A 19,008-nucleotide genomic window follows, 5' to 3' on the forward strand; every position below is an offset into this window, starting at 1 on the left:
CGACGATGCCTGATGCCGGGGTGATCGGGGCCAACTCTAGGTCTGGTTTGATGGAGTGATGAGTGATGAGAGCAGCCTGAGCCTCGCCCGACTGCTCCGCGAAACGGAAGGGTATCTGCTGCCGCTCTCGGAGCCCACAGCAGATGCGACTGTCAGCACCATTGACTTCGACCTCGACCTCAAAGACTGCGCGCCGGGCGCAGTGGTGTTGCTCACCCGATCGCCTAGCTCGCATGTGGAACTTGAAGAGATCTGTACGCGCTTCGCGGCGGCGACGGCCCTGGTCGCTGCGCCTGGTCTACACGAACTTCTGGACGAACATGGCATGCGAGCCGAGGACGAGGGCCTGCCCTCTGGGCCTCTTCTTCTCGAGTGCGCTGACGGTGTCACATGGGCCGAGGTGCTTATACATCTTCGGCAACTTGTAGAAGGAGCCACGAGCGCTTTGGCTTGGCCCGACATCGACGACCTTGCCGGACTTGCCTCCGTCATTGCCAACATGACAGGCGCATCGATCACGATTGAGGATCCGCAGTCACGGGTCCTCGCTCATGCAAACCGCGACGGATCAATCGATGAGATCCGGAAAGAGACGATACTGACGGGCGCGATACCGGAGTGGCGGATCGCACAACTTGAGGAGTCAGGTTTTCTCCCGGCGGTGCGCGCCGCGACAGATGTGGTCGAGCGATGCGCTAGCGACGGTGAGCCGGCGAGGTCAGTGTTGCCACTTCGGAGCGGTGGAGAACTGCTCGGGACGATCTGGGCGGCGTACGGCGACGGAGTCGATCCGGCAAGCGTACGGGAGGTTCTGCGCGAGGCAGCAGGTGCCGCGCGTCCAGTAATGCTGCGCACTCTCCGTCGGTCGCCGTTCGAAAAGCGGGTCCGTCGAGAGGCGCTTATGTCTATCTTGACCGGCGCCAGGAACCTGGCCCCGCTCGCCGCGATGCTCGCGCTTCCCTTCCGTAGTCACTACGTCGCTGTCGCGATCGCAGGGGTGCAACCGCAGCACGAGCCTGCCGTGCGATTTCATCTCCGTGCGGCTTTCGCGGACGCGGCGCTGGCGCCGGTCCCATGGCAGACCATGCCGGATGTCAGGTGCATGGCGGTTCTGGTGCAAACCTCGTCACCGCTCACACCCGAGGAAGTCCGAGACCGCATCGCAAGGATCTTGAACCGCGCCGAGGACGGGGAGTATGGCTGGTTGTTCAGCGTTGGCCGCGTCGTGGGGCGGCTTGACCAGGTGAAGGATTCGTGGGACGAGGCCGCATACGCTCTCCAAGCGGCCAAGGTTGCCGAAACTGAGTCAAGGCGCTGCGTAGCTTCACGTGTCGCGACGCCACTCGCGCGGCGGGGCTCAAGGGGGATGATTGCCACGGAACTTGAGTCGGAGATTCTCGGACTGCGGGTGGCCGACACCCTGGGCGACGCGTTGCCTGAGATCCTCCGTCCAGCGAAGGTGCTCGTTGCTCACGATCAGGCGCGCCAGGGGCAGTTGTTCGAGACACTGCGAATCTACTTCATGACAGTGGGGAACTCAGCTGAAGCATCGCGCCGACTGCACGTTCATGCGAACTCGCTCCGAAACCGCCTAGCGAGGATCGAGGAGCTGACGGGGTTGTCCCCGTTCTCTCGTGCTGATCGGCGTTGGCTCGAACTGTCCTTGCTCGTGTACGAGCGTTCGCCCCGAAGCCCCGTCGCGTGAGTTCGAGAGCCAAACCGCTGTCCGTGTGAGTGTGAGGATCACACAGTTGGTCGGCAGAAACTCCGGTGGATTGACGGTGTAGTTCCCCCCGCGGTGGCCTCTAGCATGGAGACAGTCATAGGCGACCATTCACTATTGGATCACTGAACGCCACCCAATAGTGAGGACTACATGACTTTCGCGCGCTCTTCCAGTATCGGCACAGCACTTCGGCGCGATGCCGTTGTTGCGGAAATCGCGAACGCTGATTGTCCGACTGTTGAGCTGAGCACGGTTCCCGTTCTCAGTGATGAGAACTTGGTTATCGGTCTGATCGATATCGACCTTATTGAGCAACAGTATGCCGAGCTCGTCCACGCCTTTGCCAATGGCCGGCGAGAGACACGTAGTCTTCACGCCATCGCGTGCAAAGCCGTTCCGCTACGGCCGATTCTTCGACTTTATGCCCAGCTCGGCGCAGGGTGCGAAGTTGCAAGTGAGGGCGAACTGGAGCTCGCTGTCGCGACCGGATTCCCACCGGAAAACATCGTGTTTGACTCCCCGGCGAAAACGCAGTCTCAACTGCGGCGTGCCCTTGCGCTCGGCGTCGTGATCAATATCGACAACTTCGCAGAGTTGACGCGTATCGATGCGCTTCGCGCCGAGTTGGGCGACACCGATCGGGCATCGACTTTTGGGATGCGTGTGAATCCCCAGACCGGCGCGGGGACGATCGAGGCATTGAGTACAGCCAGCCCCAACGCCAAGTTCGGCGTTGGCCTCGCCGACGAGGGGGCTCGCGAGGCCATCATCGCGGCCTTCTTGGAGCGCCCTTGGCTCACCCAGCTTCACGTGCATTCCGGATCCCAAGGAGTAGCGCTCTTGCACGCGGCCCGAGGGATTCGCGCCGTAGTGGATCTTGCATTGGAGATCAATCGGCTTACGGAAAGAATCGGACGAGGGCAGCAGGTCTCTCGAATCGATATTGGGGGAGGCCTGCCGGTGAACTTCGAAGGAGAAGACGCTGTCCCCACGTTCGCGGAGTATCGCGCCGTACTTGAGCACGTCGTTCCTGAGCTTTTTGAGTTCGACATCGTGACAGAGTTTGGTCGAGCGCTTGCAGCGAAAGCCGGCACTGTTCTCACTCGCGTGGAGTACGCCAAAGCGATGGGGGAGCGGCGGGTTGCGATCACACATGCCGGCGTGCAGGTCGCGACGCGCACTGCGTATGCTCCGGAGGATTGGCCCCTGCGCATTCTGGCTTACGATGCCTCGGGCCAACCCATTGTATCTCGCGCACTCGTCTCGCACGACGTCGCGGGACCGGCCTGCTTCTCGGGCGACTTGCTCGCTAGTGATCGGGAGCTCCCCGAGTTGCATTCAGGTGACCTGATTGCGATACCGGATACCGGAGCCTACTACTTCAGTAGTCCTTATTCGTACAACCTCCTGCCACGCATCCCGATCTATGGGTATCGCGATGGGCGCATTCAAGAAAGTGAATCCTCCCATCCGGGAAGATCCGAGTCCGCGTTTGACTATCTTGTGGTCCACAAAGGCGAAACCGTCGCTGATGTCATCAACAACGTCGGCCCACGCGAACTGGAGCCCTACGTGAATTGGGGGACACCAGACGTCCGCGTTCCGATGGTGGCGGACGGGAAAGGTCGATGATGGAGTCGGGAGATATGGTGAGCAGCGCATTGATCGTGCGCGGCGTAACCGTTCTTGATGGGAAGGGCGGGCGCTCGTCCAGCCCGCGTGACGTCCTCATTGAGGAAGGACGAATCACTGCGGTCAGGCCACGAATCAGCCCAGCCGAGGACGTACGTGAGATCGACGGCACCGGACGCTTCTTGCTGCCCGGCTTTATCGACGCGCACGTACATCTGCGCTTGCCTGGTACGCCAATCAACCCCGCGACTTCGCTTCATGAGCCGCCGACGCTGAGGCTTTATCGTGCGACGAAGAACATGCGCGCAACGCTACGGGCCGGAGTCACTTACGTGCGTGATCTCGGCGGGATTGACTACGGAGCGAAGATGGCGGTCGACTACGGCGAGATCCTCGGGCCCAGGATAGTCCCCGCCCTGCAGGCGATCGGTCCCACCGGCGGCCACACAGACTACCGGACGCTCGGCGGATTCGCGCAAGATCGCGATACACCGGGGCTGAGCATCAGCCCTCTCGCTGATGGCCCAACGGAAGCCGTCCTCCGTACCCGTGAGCTCCATCGCGCAGGAGCAGGTGTCATCAAGGTGATGGGAACAGGCGGAGTGTGGAGCCCGCGTGACTCCCCGGAACACGACGGATTCTCGCCTGAGGAGCTCAGTGCGATCGTCACAGAAGCGACCAATCGCGGGCTTCCGGTGGCAGCTCATGCACAGGGGATAAACGGCATAAAGAACTCGATCCGCGCGGGGGTGACGAGCATCGAGCACGGGTACTCCATAGATGACGAAGCTATTGAGCTCATGCGGTCCGGTGGCGTTTGGCTGGTGCCCACGCTGCTTACCGGGTTGACGCCGCCGACGGGCGATGGCGTACCAGATTACGCGCGCGCCAAGAAGGTCAAACTGCAGCAGGCGCTCAAGCAGAACATTTCTCGGGCGGTAGACGCGGGCGTGAAGATTGCCATGGGCACCGACTCGGGAGTCGTTCCCCACGGTAACAATCTCCAAGAACTCGTTCATCTTGTCGAGTGCGGTATGACGCCGATGCAGGCCATTATGGCCGGCACATCACATGCAGCCGAGCTGCTCGGCATCGACGAAACGGTTGGCTCGGTCGAGGTTGGCAAGGATGCCGACCTCGTGATCGCAGACGTCGACCCTGAGTCTGATATCAGCGCGCTTTCCGATCCTCGGCACATCAAGGTGGTATTGCAACGGGGGCGAGTAGTGCACACGAATTCATGAGTGTTCTTCTTCTGTAACCAAAAGAAGAAACCCGCGTTCAATATTATCAAAGGAGATAGGCAACCTCAGTGGGCATGCATCTTTTGAGACAAACCGGCCAGCTCGTGGCCGTGCTACTTGCAGTCTCGGTTATCGTATTTCTCAGTGTTCATCTTGTTCCCGGTGACCCCGCGAGAATTATTGCAGGTGAAGATTCTTCCGAGGCGGACGTGATGGCGGTTCGCGAAAGCCTCGGCCTGGATCGAAGCTTGATTGTTCAGTATTTCGACTACATGATGAACCTGTTTCGGGGAGACTTGGGCTACTCGTATCAGACGAATCGACCGGTGGCCGACCTGATTGCCGCGCGACTGCCAGCCACCATTACCCTCGGTGTCTCGTCCCTAGTGTTCGCAATTGTTATTGGTATTCCACTCGGCGTGATCGCAGCCGTCAAGAGGAAGACGGTTTGGGACACCCTCGCGTCGTCCACCGCTCTCCTCGGGGTATCCATTCCGAACTTCTGGCTCGGATCGATGCTGATCCTCGGGTTTGCGGTGGTCCTGCCCATCTTCCCTGTTGCCGGCTTGCAGTATCCGTGGTTCACGAGGGAGGGACTGCTGGAACTCGTGCTCCCGTCTATCACGTTGGGCACCGCAACGGCAGCGCTTCTGGCGCGCATGACCAGGTCTTCTCTGTTGGAGGTTCTCCAGTCGGATTTCGTGAGGACCGCGAGATCCAAAGGAATGCCAGAAAAGCAGGTGATCATGGTACACGCGTTGCGCAATGCAATGATCCCGATCATCACGATCATCGGACTCAGCTTTGGAGGCATTCTCAGTGGGGCGATCGTGACGGAACAGGTCTTTGCAATCAATGGGATCGGGCAGCTCACTGTTAGTGCGTTGACCAACCGAGACTTCCCCGTCATCCAGGCCGTGACGTTGATGATGGCGACCACATTTGTGCTCGTGAACTTTTTGGTAGACGTTGTCTACGCCCTAGTGGATCCGAGGATCAATGTTGTTCAATGAGAAGGCTACGGTGAACAGGGTGACGGGCCGCATTTCGCTGTTCAGGACGCTCCGGGAGAATGTGCTGGCCTTGGTCGGTACCGTCATCATCGTCATTTTCGTAGTGGTCGCACTCGGTGCCAACGTGTTGACGCCTTACGAGCCAAACGTTCAAGACCCCAATGCGGTGGGTCTCTCGCCCGGCTCTCCAGGCCATCTGCTTGGAACTGATAGCTACGGACGGGATACGGCTACACGTCTGTTTTACGGTGCGCGCATCTCACTTTGGGTCGGGATCGCCGTTGTGATCATCACCGTGGTTTTCGGGGTTTTCTTCGGAATATTGGCTGGCTACTACAAGCGTCTAGACGCCGTGATCATGCGAGGCGCGGATATTATGTTCGCGTTTCCGGACATTCTGCTGGCGCTCCTGATCATGTCAATCTTGGGCACCAACATCACGAACATCATCATCGCGATTAGCATTGGTTCCATTCCTTCGTGCGCGAGGGTCGTAAGGGGAAGTGTCCTCCAAGCGCGCGATAAGGACTATGTCGGCGCAATCCGTGCACTCGGCGGTTCAGACCTCCGCATCGCTGTAAAGCACATCTTGCCGAACGTTATGGCGCCGGTAATCGTGTTTGCAACGATGCGTCTGGGGTCCGCAATTCTGTCTACAGCGGCTCTCAGCTACCTGGGTCTTGGCGCCCAACCTCCGACGCCGGAGTGGGGCGCCATGATCTCGGAGGGGCAAAAGTATATGTTTACGCTGCCGCACTTGATCATTGTGCCTGGCGTGGCAATAGCGCTCGTAATATTCTCTTTCAATGTCGTCGGCGATGCATTGCGTGATCGCCTTGACCCCAAACTGGCAAAAGCATAAATGCTCTGAGGAGGGCAAAATTCAATGACTGTAAGAAAGATGGTTCTTGGCGCCGGTGCTTTGCTGATTGCTGGCGTCCTCGTAATGACGGGATGCAGCGCGGCAGACCTCAAGGACGGCGGCGCTGCCGGAGAGGGGACGGGCAAGATTGTTCAGCTGCAGTCTGGCCAGATCTCAGGCCTCGCCCCCTACGCGAACAACAACTCGGCGTCGAACAACGCGATGCTGCAGATCTACGAGGGCCTTGTCGCCAGAGATCTCGAAACGAATGAGGTCGCGCCGCGTCTTGCGGAGTCATGGGAGCTCACCGACGACGTGACTTGGGTCTTTCACCTTGAGGAAGATGTGACGTTCCACGACGGAACGTCACTCAACGCAGACGCCGTTGTCTACAGTCTCGATCAGGTGGAGAGCAACCCCAGGGCGTCCCGAAAGTCGATGATGGAACCGATTGCGGACGTGACAGCGCTCGATGACCTCACGGTGCAGATCACGACGAAGGAGCCGTACGGGCCGCTGCTCGACCTTCTCTCGCGCCCGCAGATGCGCATCATCAGCCCGGACGCCGATCAGAACTCGGACCTCAACCTGCATGGTGTGGGAACCGGTCCGTATGAGTTTGTCGAGTGGGTCCAGGGAGACCGGTTGACACTGAAAGCATACGGGGACTACTGGCGTGGCCGTCCTGTCGCGGATGAGTACATCATCCGTCAGGTGCCGGACTACAACACCGCGTTGTCGATGATGCAGTCCGGTGAGGCGGATTTCGTCGGGGGTATCCCGATGCAGCAGGCCGGACGCGTGGAGTCGATGCAGGGCGTGGACCTCTATGAAAGCAGAGGAACGGGCGTTCGTTACCTGGGCATGAACATGGACCGGGAACCGATGAACAACGTCGAGTTCCGTCGCGCAATCTCAATGGCAATCGATCGGGACGCCTACATCGATCACATCGGCGGTCTGGGCCAGCGCACGGACAGCTACGCAGGTACTGGCACTTTCGGCTATGACCCTTCGTCCGATGACCGTGGTGTTGCATACGACCCCGATGGTGCTCGCGAGATCATCGAAGACAACGGCTGGGTCGGTGAGAGCATCGAGCTGGTCGCAAGCAACGCCGAAGACACGGTGGACATGGCGACGGTGATCCAGGCCGCGCTGGTAGATGTGGGTCTCGACGTCGACATTCAGCTGTATGACGGTCCGACTGCCCTCGAGCGCGGCAGGGCCGGCGATCACGACATGTTCATCGCAGGATTCGCGTCTGGTGGCAGCAGCATGCTGTTCGACACGCTTCACTCGCTGAGCATCGACAACGGGAGCAATATGGCTCGGTTCTCGAACTCGGAGTTCGACGCGATGATCGATACGGCGAACGCGACAGTTGATTCGGAACAGCGCGCGTCGATCCTCGCCGAGGCGAATCTGTTTGCGATGGAGCAGATGCCGTGGGTTGTGATGCGACACGACATGAGCGTCGTGGCCATGGATGAGGAGACCTCCGAGATGATTCGTCTCGGGCCGACAGGCGACGGTCACGTTCGCATCGTTCCGGCTGACGAAGCGAACTGACGTGGCTTCGGTTCATCACTGTGAGGAGAGTTGCCGTGGCATCGCTGCTTGAAGTGCGTGGTCTAACTGTTTCGGCCGAGACCCGCTCAGGGCACCGTGACCTTGTCAAAGGGATCGACTTCACGGTCGAAGAAGGAGAGGTAGTCTGCATCGTCGGTGAGTCGGGCTCTGGCAAGAGCATGTCTTCGCTGTCGATCATCGATCTACTGCCGGCCGGGGTAATGCGGCGCTCCGGAGAGATCATGTTCGACGGTCGGCGAATCGACTCGCTTTCGCGCCGGGATATGTCTCGGCTGCGCGGTTCCGAGATCTCGATGATCTTTCAGGAGCCGATGACGGCACTCAATCCTGTCTTCGAGATTGGATTCCAACTGGTGGAGCCGCTGATGTATCACCAGGGACTCAGCCGCGCTGAGGCGCTGAAGGCCGCAATCGAGAGTCTTCGCCTATGTGGTATTCCGAACCCCGACCAGCGGGTGAAGCAGTACCCTCACCAGCTGTCTGGTGGCATGAGGCAGCGAGTCATGATCGCGATGGCCATGTCCTGCCAGCCGCGGCTTCTCCTCGCCGACGAGCCGACCACGGCGCTTGACGTAACCGTGCAATCGCAGATCCTTCACCTGCTGATGGACCTGCGAAGACGCTTCGGCACAGGGCTCTTGTTCGTGACTCATGATATGGGCGTCGTGGCTGAAATCGCGGATCGCGTGATCGTCATGAAGGCAGGTTCGATTGTTGAATCCGGGCCGGTCGTGACGGTCTTCGAAAACCCGGCGACGGAGTACACGAGGAACCTTCTAGCCGCGGCGCGTGCTGTCGCCTCGTGATCGCGCATTGAGGAAATGGAGTGAGTTTGGTGGATCCGATTCTCGAGTGCGAGTCGCTGGTCAAAACATACAAAGGTCCCTGGTCAAAGGGGAAACGACGGAACGTTGATGCATTGCAGGACGTTTCGCTGCAGGTGCGCGCAGGGGCGACCCTTGGCATCGTCGGGGAAAGCGGCTCCGGTAAGTCGACGCTCGGACGACTGTTGATCAATCTTGAGACTCCAACGTCTGGTTCCGTGAGATTCAGGGGACGTGAACTCAGAGGGGGAGGGCGTCGTGAAGCACTGGAGATGCGGAAGCAGCTGCAGATCGTTTTTCAGGACCCGTACGAGTCGCTCAACCCGCGCTTGCGAGTCGGAGATGCGCTGACTGAGGCACTGGAGATCCAGACGCGCATGACGCGTAGAGAGCGGCGGGCAAAGGCGCTTGATTTTCTGGCACGCGTCGGGCTCAGCGCCGAGGACTTCGCGAAGTTCCCGCATCAATTCAGTGGCGGCCAACGACAGCGCGTATGCATCGCTCGCGCACTCATCGTCGATCCTGCGCTTGTGGTGTGCGATGAGGCGGTGTCAGCGCTCGACGTGTCCATCCAAGCCTCGATACTTGAGCTTCTGGGTGAGCTGCAGAGAGACCTAGGTCTCACGTACGTCTTCATCTCCCATGACCTTGGGGTCATCAAGAACATCGCGGATGACGTTGTCGTGATGCAGTCGGGACGCGTCGTGGAGAGAGGAACCGTCAACCAGATCTTCGCGTCGCCGCAGACCGACTACACGCGCGAGCTTCTCGACGCCGCGCCAATCGTAGACCCACACTCCACGCGCTACCGATGACTTGTCTCACCTTGAGCGTTCAGTCGGTGTAGTGCCGTTGTTGGAGGGAGAGCGACTCGTTGGAAGAAAGAACATGACAAACACTCTGAAGTCCCCGTCATTCGACCCGACGCCGTGGGAGTCCTATCTCGCGGAAGTAGCGCGAAGATATCACGTGCCTGGAGTTCTCGCCGGAGTCGCACAGATCGATACCCGAACGGGGCGTCAGAAACGCTTCGTCGCTAGTGCGGGCCTGACGTCGCTGACAACCCGAGTTGCGACCGACCGTAGCACCGTCGGCCAGATCGGGTCCGTGACGAAACTCTTCACGTCGCTGATGATCATGCAGTTACGTGAAGAGGGAAAGCTCAACCTTGACGACAGGGTGATCGATTTCCTTCCCGAGTTTCGGCTCAGCAGTGAGTTCTATCGAGACGTGACTATCCGACACCTGCTCACGCACACGTCCGGTATCAACGGTGACGTGTTCTTCGATGCGGGACGAGGCGAGGATGCCATCGAGAGGTTCGTCGGCTCACTGGCATCGGTTGGGTCGATCTTCGCCCCGGGGCGAGGATGGTCGTACTGCAACGCGGGGTTCACGATCGCGGGACGCGTCACGGAGGTTCTCGACGGGCGCCCATGGGCTGAATCACTGGACCAGCGTGTGAGAAAGCGTCTCGGACTCAAGAACTTCTTCACGCTGCCGGAAGAAGTGATGGCTCATCGCTACCTAGTGGGGCACGTCCGCGAAGGCGGACAAGGACTCTGGAAGCCAGTCCCGGTCCCAGACATGCATCAGGGCAGAAGCCCGGCCGGGATCGTCATCAGCGACGTTGACAGCCTGCTCGACTTCGGGATCGCCTGCATGAGAGGTGGGGACGCAGGGAACGGGCAACGACTCGTGTCGCCCGAAACCGTCGCGGAGATGTGGAAACCCGCGGTGGATCTCGACGCTCGCCTGTCGGCCGCCACGTCGGCGCAGCGCACGCTGGGGTGGATGCACGATCAGTGGGGCTCTCATCGAGTGGTGGGCCACGGGGGCAGCAAGCTGGGAAACAACGCATGGTTCCGAGTCCTCCCCGACGACGGAACGGTTTTCGCTGTTCTCTGCAACGGTGGTCTCGCGGCCGACGCGGGAAACGAGATCTGCGCCGCGCTCGCGGAAACCTATGTCGGTGCTGTGGTGCCGCCCAGGTCAGCCGCCCTCCCCAACGCGAAGGTCGAGATCGAGGACAGCTGGTTAGGCACCTACAATGACGCGGTGACGACGCTGAAGGTGGCGCGCGCGGCTGACGGTGGATACTCGGTGACCGTCGATAGAAGCCGGCTTCGAACACGTCGCTCAGCCATGGCAACGTCCGCACCGCAGCAGATGATGCTGCGTTCTACGGGGATCGCGTATCAGTTCCTCGCGCGAGCAGACGAGCTCTCGAGCTTCACGCCAGTTGCGTTTACCGAGGTTGACGGCGAACGTTGCGTCTACCTCGGGACACGCTGCCTTCCACAGAACCGAGGTACCTATGAAGGCGAGCAAAATGAATCCTGACGACGTCTTCTCTGATTTCGGTGACATCGAAGCCTTCTCACGGGTATGCCGGATCGACTCGATTGCGGCGTCCGCAGCCGGAAGGGTCGTTGCGGAGGTGCGTTGGCCGGTGAGCTCCGGCGCGCGGCTGAAATCGTCGCTCTGGGAGCTTGACCCTCACGGCGAGAAGCGAGCGCGACGCATCACATTCTCGGAGGAGGGGGAGCGAGCGCCGCGATTCTGTGCGGACGGTTCGTTGATCTTCGTCTCACGTCGGCACGGTGGTGCGGGAGAGGGAGAACCGCGCCAGACGTCGCTATGGCGGCTTCCTGAGCACGGGGAGGCCCACAGGCTTGCCGGTTTTGCGGGTGATCTCACCGTTCACGGGATTGCCGAAGACGGCACCGTTCTGGCGTCCACCAGTGTGCTCGTGGGCAGCAATCTGGACAACGACGCAACGCGACGCAAAGAACGTCGCGAGTCCGAGAGGAGCACTATTCTCCACACGGGGATGCCCATCCGTCACTACGACCGGGAGTTGGGGGAGGCCTGCCCCCATCTCGTCCTGGTTCGACCTGATGGCGGCGTCGTCGACTTGACTCCCGACGTCGACGCGATCGCGCTGGTCGGGGTCACCGCTGATATCTCGCCCGACGGGCGGCGGGTCGTGACGACGTGGAAAGAACGACTCACCGGCGCTGCGACGCGTGCGAACCTCATGCTCATCGACACGCACACTCTGGAGCAGACGCCGTACCTGTCCTGTGCCGACGGGGCCGATTTCACCGCACCTGTCTTCTCGCCAAGCGGGGCGCGACTCGCGGTCACCCGCACGACACGCCCCACTCCGACCGACCCGCAGTACGCGTTCCTCGAGATCCGAACCCTCGATGGTGACGCCGACGCCGTTGTGGCCGACGTGGGAGACATGACGGTCAAGGAGTACACCTGGCAAGCTGAGGAGAATCTCCTGGCTACGGGCGACTTGCATTCGTCTGGCGCGGTTATCTCCATCGACTCGGCGAATGGGCGTTCTGTCGCGATCGTGACTGGCGGTGTCTTCGCTTCGTTGGCCACCACGGCTGGAGAAGATGTCTTCGCCCTACGCAACAGCCTGCTCGCGCCGTCTGAACCCGTTCGCCTGCGACATCCGGACCTGCCTTTTGCGTTGCCCGCGCCCGGCCGCATCGGCGCTCTTCCCGGGCGGCTGGAGCGCGTCGAGGTGGAGGTGGACGGCACCCGCGTCGGCGGATGGCTGTGCACGCCGAACTCCGCGACAATTTCCCATCCCGCCCCAGCCATGTTGTGGGTGCACGGCGGGCCCCACAGCTCGTACAACGCGTGGGGATGGCGCTGGAACCCGTGGCTGGCCGTTGCTAGAGGGTATGCAGTACTGATGCCGGACCCCGCGATGTCGACGGGGTACGGGCACAGCGGGCTGAAGCGCGGGTGGCCGAGGCGGCCAGACGTGGTGTATCGGGAATGCGAGGCGCTCTTCGATCAGGTCATTCGCCGCGACGAGATCGACCACACCCGCACGGCGATGCTTGGAGGATCGTTCGGCGGCTTCATGGCCAACTGGATTGCTGGGCAGACCGATCGGTTCGATGCGATCGTGAGCCACGCGTCGCTCTGGGCTCTGGACCAGCAACACCGCACGACGGATCTGGCAACTGACAAGATGCGCGCTCACGGGCACGAGGCCGACAACGCCGATTGGTATCGTGCATTCTCACCCAACGTCAACCTGTCTCGCGTGGTGACTCCCATGCTGATCACGCACGGAGATCAAGATTATCGGGTTCCCGTCAGCGAGTCACTGCGCATGTGGTGGGACCTTGTGTCGAGCTGGGACGGGCCCCCGGAAACAATGCCGCACCGCTTTCTGCAAATGACGAACGAGAACCACGCAATCGTTCGACCGTCGAATACGAAGACTTGGATTCAGGTCGTTCTGGCGTTCTGCGATCAGCACGTCCTGGGCGCGGGCCCTATCAGTGAGGAGCTTGTCTCGTGAACCGCGCGCCAGCTGGAAAGACTGTGCTTGGCCCAAACGGTGACGAAGAGTCACGAATGACGCCCACGGCAGACCGTTCGTTGGACGTCGTTCTGGTGAACGGTCGGGTGATTGACCCCGAGTCGGGCGTCGACGGACTGCGACACGTCGGCATCCGAGGTAGCAAGATCGTGAGCATTCAGTCGGCTAGTGAGCCTCCGCCGCACGCGACTCGATTGATGGATATCGCCGGCTCTGTGATTGCTCCCGGGTTCGTCGATGTTCACAGCCACGCTCAGACGGTGAACGGCCTGCGTCTTCAAGCGCTTGACGGTGTGACGACCAGCCTCGATCTCGAAGCGGGGGTTGGCCCAGTCGCTGCGACCCACGTGGAGGTCGCGGCGCAAGGGCGGCCGACCAACTACGGGTATGCGTCGAACTGGCTTGCCGCGAGAGTAAGCGAGATCGAAGGGATCGCTCTCGAGCCGAACGGGAACGTGAAGAACGGCTCCGCGTCTGTTCTGGGTGCGAAGCTCGGCAGGGATGCCTGGCGCCGGCCCTCTACGCCGGACGTCGTAGACAGGATCATCGACCGTGTCGCGGCGGGGGTTGCGGAGGGCGGCATTGGCGTTGGAGTTCTCCTTGGCTATGCACCGGACTCGGGAAGGGTTGAAATGCTGAAACTCGCGCGACGCGCGAGTGCTCTCGGTGTGCCGCTGTTCGTCCATGGTCGATACAAGGAAGCGGATGATCCGCTCTCCGGGATTGAGGGTGTCTTGGAGCTTATCGCTCTAGCCGCCGCGACCGACGCTCATATTCATCTCTGCCACATCAACTCGACGTACTCTCTCCAGGCGGATCTCATCCTCGATGCCATTGAGGGAGCGCAGAAGAGCGGAATTCGGGTGACGACGGAAGCATATCCATATCACGCATCCTCTACCGTCATCGGTGCACCTTTTCTCTCGCCCGAGCAGATGTCGAGCCGCGGAAAGCGGCCAACGAGTATCCGCTACCTAAAGACCGGCGAGCGGGTTTCAGACTTCCAGCGACTCGCCCAGCTGAGATCCGAGGACCCCGGAGGGACCGTTGTCGTGGACTACCTGGATCCCGATGATCCGGCACAGATCGCATTGCTCCACAAGATGGTGAGTTTCCCCGGAACCGTCGTGGCCTCCGACGCGATGCTGCTTCAACTCAACGGCCGCCGGAATGGCGCAGACATCGAGACCCGATGGCCTGTGCCGCCGGGAGTCTTCGCGCATCCGCGGACTGCTGGGACGTTCTCGCGGACACTCGGACACATCAGTCGTGAGCTCGGGCTGATGTCGTTGAACGAGGCGATCTCGCGTTGCAGTTATCTTCCGGCGAAGATGCTAGAGGGTTTCGTCCCGGCGATGCGCACCAAGGGGCGGATCCAAGTGGGTTGCGACGCGGACATCGTGGTGTTTGATCCCGAGACCATCCGTGACCGCGCCGACTTTGAGACTCTGAAACCGTCGATAGGCGTCGAACAGGTGCTCGTCAACGGCGAGTTCGTCGTGCAGAACGGCACGCTTCTTCCTGAGGCACTGCCTGGTCGCGCGATCCGGTCGGAGGTCGGCTGAAGCCACGGCGTGATTCGCCTGTATGGCTTGCGCGCATCCGCACGTCCCACCTACACCAGTACCGCTTTCTTCTCCCGTCGCATGCCGTGCAGCAGCGGCTCGGTGTATCCGCTCGGCTGGCTGGCGCCTTCCAGAATCAGTCGCCGTGCGGCGGCGTACGCGATCCTCGGCCCAGCACCAGAGAGGGGCTCGTATGTAGCATCCGATGCGTTCTGCCCGTCGACGACGGGCGCGAGGCGCTGCAGAGCAGCGTCGACGTCGGCCTCGGTGATCACGTCGTGCTGCAGCCAGTTCGCCAGCAGCTGGCTCGAGATGCGCAGCGTCGCGCGGTCTTCCATGAGGGCGACGCCGTGGATGTCGGGCACCTTCGAGCATCCGACGCCCTGATCGATCCACCGCACCACGTACCCCAAGATCGACTGCACGTTGTTATCGAGCTCGGTCGCGACGACGTCGGCCGTCAGATCGCCCGCGTCGGCGAGCGGCGGCTGCAGCAGCACATCCAGCGATGACGGCTCATATGCCGGCAGCGTCTGACGCACCTCGAACGGGTCGACCTGGTGATAGTGCAGAGCGTGCAGTGTCGCCGCCGTCGGCGACGGCACCCACGCCGTCGACGCCCCCGAACGCACGTGAGCGATCTTCTGCTCGAGCATGTCGTGCATCAGATCGGGCATCGCCCACATGCCCTTGCCGATCTGCGCCCGCCCGCCAAGACCCGACGCCAGCCCGATCGCGACATTGCGGTCTTCGTAGGTCTGCATGAACGGCTGCGCCTTGATGCCCGACTTCGGCAGGAACGGCCCGGCGTGCAGCGACGTGTGGATCTCATCGCCCGTGCGATCGAGGAACCCGGTGTTGATGAACACCACCCGGTCGGATGCTGCCGCGATGCACGCCGCCAGATTCGCCGACGTGCGCCGCTCTTCATCCATGATCCCGACCTTCAGCGTGCGCTCGGGCAGCCCCAGCAGCGCTTCGACTCGGCCGAACAGCTCGACGGCGAACGCCACCTCGTCGGGACCGTGCATCTTCGGCTTGACGATGTACATCGATCCGGTGCGCGAGTTCGCACCGCGCCGCGCGCCCGTCAGGTCGGGCAGCGCACCCAGCGCGGTCATGATCGCATCGAGGATGCCTTCGAACACCTCATCGCCGTCGGCATCGAGCACGGCATCGGTGCGCATCAGATGCCCGACGTTGCGCACGAACAGCACCGACCGGCCCGGCAGCACCAACTCACCGCCCGACGGCGTCGTGTACCGGCGGTCATCGTTCAGCCGGCGCGTGAACGACTGCCCGCCCTTGCGCACCGTCTCGGTCAGCGTGCCATCCATCAACCCGCGCCAGTTGCGGTACCCGAGCGCCTTGTCGTCGGCGTCGACGGCGGCGACCGAGTCTTCCAGGTCCATGATCGTCGTGGTCGCCGACTCCAGCACGACGTCGTGCACGCCCGCAGCATCCGTCCGCCCGATCGCGCCGTCGCGATCGATGACGATCTCGACGTGCAGTCCGTGATGGCGCAGCAGCACCGACGTCGGAGCATCGGCCGGCCCCGCGAAGCCGACGAACGTCGCCGGGTCGCTCAGACGTCGGATGCCCGATGCCGTCGCCACGGCCAGGCCTTCGGCATCCACCCGATAGCCGGTGGCATCCGCGTGCGAACCCTCGGTGAGCGGCGCCGCCTGGTCGAGCAGCGCGCGACCCCGTGCAATCACCTCGGCGCCGCGAGCGGCGTTGTACTCGCGGCCGGGGGCGAGCTCGACGGTCTGCTCGATCGCATCGGTGCCGTAGAGCGCGTCGTACAGCGACCCCCACCGGGCGTTCGCGGCGTTCAGCGCGAAGCGCGCGTTCAGCAGCGGCACCACGAGCTGCGGGCCGGCCATCGTCGCGATCTCGGGATCGACGTTCTCGGTCGTGATCCGGAACGGTGCCGGCTCGGGAACGAGGTAGCCGATCTCGGTGAGCAGCGCCCGGTACTGCGCCGGGTCGGGACGCCCGGGGGACGCCCGGTGGAACGCGTCGATGCGCTGCTGCAGGTCATCGCGGATGCGCAGCAGCTCGGCATTGCGCGGCGCGAGGTCGTGGATGATCTCGGCGACGCCGCTCCAGAAGGCGCTCGCATCGAGCCCGGCATCGGCCAGGGCGGTCTCGGCGAACTCGGCGATCGGATCGGCGACCGACAGGCCGGCACGGTCGAGGTACGTGGTCACAGTCCTTGTCCTTCCCTGCGGGCGCCCGGACGGCGCTGACTCCCACGGTAGGCAGGATGCTCGATTTCGGAGCGCCGATTTCATATCGTGGAACGTGTGACAGCATCCGACAGCTCTCCCGCACCCGCCGGCGTGCAGTCCGTCGCCCGCACCTTCGCCCTGCTCGAAGCCCTCGCCGACGCCGGGGGAGAAGAGGCGCTCGCCGCGCTCGCCGCCGCCACCGGCCTCGCCGTGCCGACCGCGCACCGCCTGCTCAAGACACTGCACGGCCTCGGCTACGTGCGCCAGCTCGAAGACCGCCGCTATGCCCTCGGCGCCGGGCTCATCGCCCTCGGGCAGCAGGCCGTGCCGCCGCTGGCCGATGCCGCACTACCCGCACTGCGGCAGCTCGAAGACGCCTTTCACGAGACCGCCAACCTCGCCGTGCTCGACGGTGACCTCGTGCTGTATGCCGGACAGGTGGCCTCGCGTCAGCGCATGCGCATGTTCACCGAGGTGGGACGGCGCGTGCTGCCGCACTCGACCGGCGTCGGCAAGGCGATGCTCTCGACCATGCCCGAACCGCACGTTCGCGCACTCATCGCCCGTACCGGGCTGCCGTGCTTCACCCCGCAGACCCTCACCGACCCGGATGCCTTCATCGCCGACCTGCGCCGATCGCGCAGCCGCGGGTTCGCCGCCGACGACAGCGAACAAGAGGTCGGCGTGCGCTGCATCGCCGTCGCCGTGCCCGGACTGGGTCAGCCCGCCGCGATCTCGGTATCGGGTCCCGCCGCCCGCATCACGGATGCCCGGGTGCCCGACGTTGTCGACGCGCTGACGCAGGCGGCCGAGCATCTGGCAGCTGCCGGCCGCTGAGCCGCGCGCCACCTGCGGTGCTCGATACACTTCCTTCGACCCCGACTCGAAGGATGCCCCGATGCCGCGTTTCGACCTGCCGCCCGAGCAGCTGCGCACCTACTCGCCCGACGTGACCGAACCGGCCGACTTCGACGAGTTCTGGCAGCGCACCCTCGCCGAGTCGCGCGCCGTCGCGACCCCGCCCGTGCTGCGCCGGGTCGACTCTCCTCTGCGCACGGTCGAGGTCTACGACGTCACCTTCAGCGGCTATGCCGGTGATCCCGTGCACGCCTGGCTCGTGCTGCCCGCGCACATCGACGGCCCGTTGCCGGGCATCGTCGAGTACGTCGGGTACGGCGGCGGCCGCGGTGTCGCCCACGAGCAACTGCACTGGGCATCGTCCGGATACGCGTACCTGCGCATGGACACCCGTGGCCAGGGCAGCGTCTGGGGCAACGGCGGCTCGACCGCCGATCCGCACGGCACCGGTTCGTCGTCGCCCGGGTTCATGACCCGGGGCATCCTCGACCCGCACGACTACTACTACCGCCGCGTGTTCACCGACGGCGTGCTCGCCGTTGACGCACTGCGCTCGCTCGACCGCGTCGACGCCAGCCGTGTCGCCGTCGTCGGCTCGAGCCAGGGCGGGGGCATCTCGATCGCCGTCGCCGGCCTCACCGAGGGGCTGATCGCCGTGATGCCCGAGGTGCCGTTCCTGTGCCACTTCGAACGCGCGATCGGCATGACCGACCGCGACCCCTACCAAGAGGTCGTCCGCTACCTGTCGGTGCACCGCGACGCCGTCGAGCCGGTCTTCCACACCCTGTCGTACTTCGACGGCGTCACCTTCGCCCGCCGGGCGACGGCGCCAGCGCTGTTCTCGGTCGCGCTGATGGATGCCACCTGTCCGCCCTCCACGGTGTACGCGGCCAAGAATGCTTGGGCGGCCGACGCCGAGATCATCGAGTACCCGTTCAATGACCACGAGGGCGGCCTCGGCGTGCACTGGGCGCCGCAGGCGCAGTTCCTCGCCGCGCACGTGGGGGAGCCCGTCTCCGCCGGGTAAACGCCCTCCCGAACGGCGACGGGCAGAGCGAAAAGGCAAGAGTGGGGCCCCTTCTCGTGGCGTAAGTGCA

General features: G+C 62.7%; 14 protein-coding genes. 13 read left to right on the top strand and 1 reads right to left on the bottom strand.

What is annotated here, in order from left to right:
* Positions 1-58: 58 nt before the first annotated feature.
* The 11 genes from PTQ19_RS00790 (at position 59) to PTQ19_RS00840 (ending at position 14,819) form a co-directional block, all read left to right on the top strand.
* Positions 59-1,705: a PucR family transcriptional regulator gene (locus tag PTQ19_RS00790; RefSeq protein WP_274368079.1), complete on the top strand. Its 1,647-nt coding sequence runs from the start codon at positions 59-61 to the stop codon at positions 1,703-1,705.
* A 171-nt stretch (positions 1,706-1,876) separates the two neighbouring features.
* Positions 1,877-3,358, top strand: a complete 1,482-nt coding sequence (locus PTQ19_RS00795) for a diaminopimelate decarboxylase (protein WP_274368080.1) — start codon at positions 1,877-1,879, stop codon at positions 3,356-3,358.
* A gap of 14 nt (positions 3,359-3,372) precedes the next feature.
* Positions 3,373-4,602, top strand: a complete 1,230-nt coding sequence (locus PTQ19_RS00800) for a metal-dependent hydrolase family protein (RefSeq protein ID WP_274368081.1) — start codon at positions 3,373-3,375, stop codon at positions 4,600-4,602.
* 74 nt (positions 4,603-4,676) lie between these two features.
* Complete coding sequence (locus PTQ19_RS00805) at positions 4,677-5,615, top strand: ABC transporter permease (RefSeq protein ID WP_242519509.1); 939 nt, start codon at positions 4,677-4,679, stop codon at positions 5,613-5,615.
* A 10-nt stretch (positions 5,616-5,625) separates the two neighbouring features.
* The gene (locus PTQ19_RS00810) at positions 5,626-6,477 is read left to right on the top strand and encodes an ABC transporter permease (protein ID WP_206822655.1); all 852 of its coding nucleotides are present in this window, start codon (positions 5,626-5,628) and stop codon (positions 6,475-6,477) included.
* A 39-nt stretch (positions 6,478-6,516) separates the two neighbouring features.
* A complete protein-coding gene (locus PTQ19_RS00815) occupies positions 6,517-8,049 on the top strand; it encodes an ABC transporter substrate-binding protein (RefSeq protein WP_206833838.1) in 1,533 nt (510 codons plus the stop codon).
* A gap of 35 nt (positions 8,050-8,084) precedes the next feature.
* Positions 8,085-8,876, top strand: a complete 792-nt coding sequence (locus tag PTQ19_RS00820) for an ABC transporter ATP-binding protein (protein WP_274368082.1) — start codon at positions 8,085-8,087, stop codon at positions 8,874-8,876.
* Positions 8,877-8,896: 20 nt separating this feature from the next.
* Positions 8,897-9,709, top strand: coding sequence for an ATP-binding cassette domain-containing protein (locus tag PTQ19_RS00825; RefSeq protein WP_274368083.1), 813 nt, complete (start codon positions 8,897-8,899; stop codon positions 9,707-9,709).
* A 73-nt stretch (positions 9,710-9,782) separates the two neighbouring features.
* A complete protein-coding gene (locus PTQ19_RS00830) occupies positions 9,783-11,237 on the top strand; it encodes a serine hydrolase domain-containing protein (RefSeq protein ID WP_206822659.1) in 1,455 nt (484 codons plus the stop codon).
* The gene (locus PTQ19_RS00835) at positions 11,227-13,233 is read left to right on the top strand and encodes an alpha/beta hydrolase family protein (RefSeq protein ID WP_274368084.1); all 2,007 of its coding nucleotides are present in this window, start codon (positions 11,227-11,229) and stop codon (positions 13,231-13,233) included. Before PTQ19_RS00830 ends, PTQ19_RS00835 begins: the two co-directional genes overlap by 11 nt.
* Before the next feature lie 56 nt (positions 13,234-13,289).
* On the top strand, positions 13,290-14,819 hold the full coding sequence (locus PTQ19_RS00840) for an amidohydrolase family protein (RefSeq protein ID WP_206822661.1): 1,530 nt from the start codon (positions 13,290-13,292) through the stop codon (positions 14,817-14,819).
* Between the two features lie 50 nt (positions 14,820-14,869).
* On the opposite strand, the gene PTQ19_RS00845 is transcribed toward PTQ19_RS00840, so the two are convergent.
* Positions 14,870-17,032 (bottom strand): malate synthase G, encoded by a 2,163-nt coding sequence (locus PTQ19_RS00845; RefSeq protein WP_274368085.1) that lies wholly within the window; start codon positions 17,030-17,032, stop codon positions 14,870-14,872.
* A gap of 96 nt (positions 17,033-17,128) precedes the next feature.
* On the opposite strand from PTQ19_RS00845, the gene PTQ19_RS00850 reads away from it, so the two are divergent.
* Both PTQ19_RS00850 and PTQ19_RS00855 read left to right on the top strand, forming a co-directional pair.
* A complete protein-coding gene (locus tag PTQ19_RS00850; RefSeq protein WP_274368086.1) occupies positions 17,129-17,890 on the top strand; it encodes an IclR family transcriptional regulator in 762 nt (253 codons plus the stop codon).
* 61 nt (positions 17,891-17,951) lie between these two features.
* Positions 17,952-18,938 carry an acetylxylan esterase gene (locus PTQ19_RS00855; RefSeq protein WP_274368087.1) on the top strand — a complete coding sequence of 329 codons (987 nt, stop codon included), beginning with the start codon at positions 17,952-17,954 and terminating at the stop codon, positions 18,936-18,938.
* Positions 18,939-19,008: the final 70 nt, after the last annotated feature.

Origin of the sequence: Microbacterium esteraromaticum (assembly GCF_028747645.1) — a bacterium.
Taxonomy (GTDB): Bacteria; Actinomycetota; Actinomycetes; order Actinomycetales; family Microbacteriaceae; genus Microbacterium; species Microbacterium esteraromaticum_C.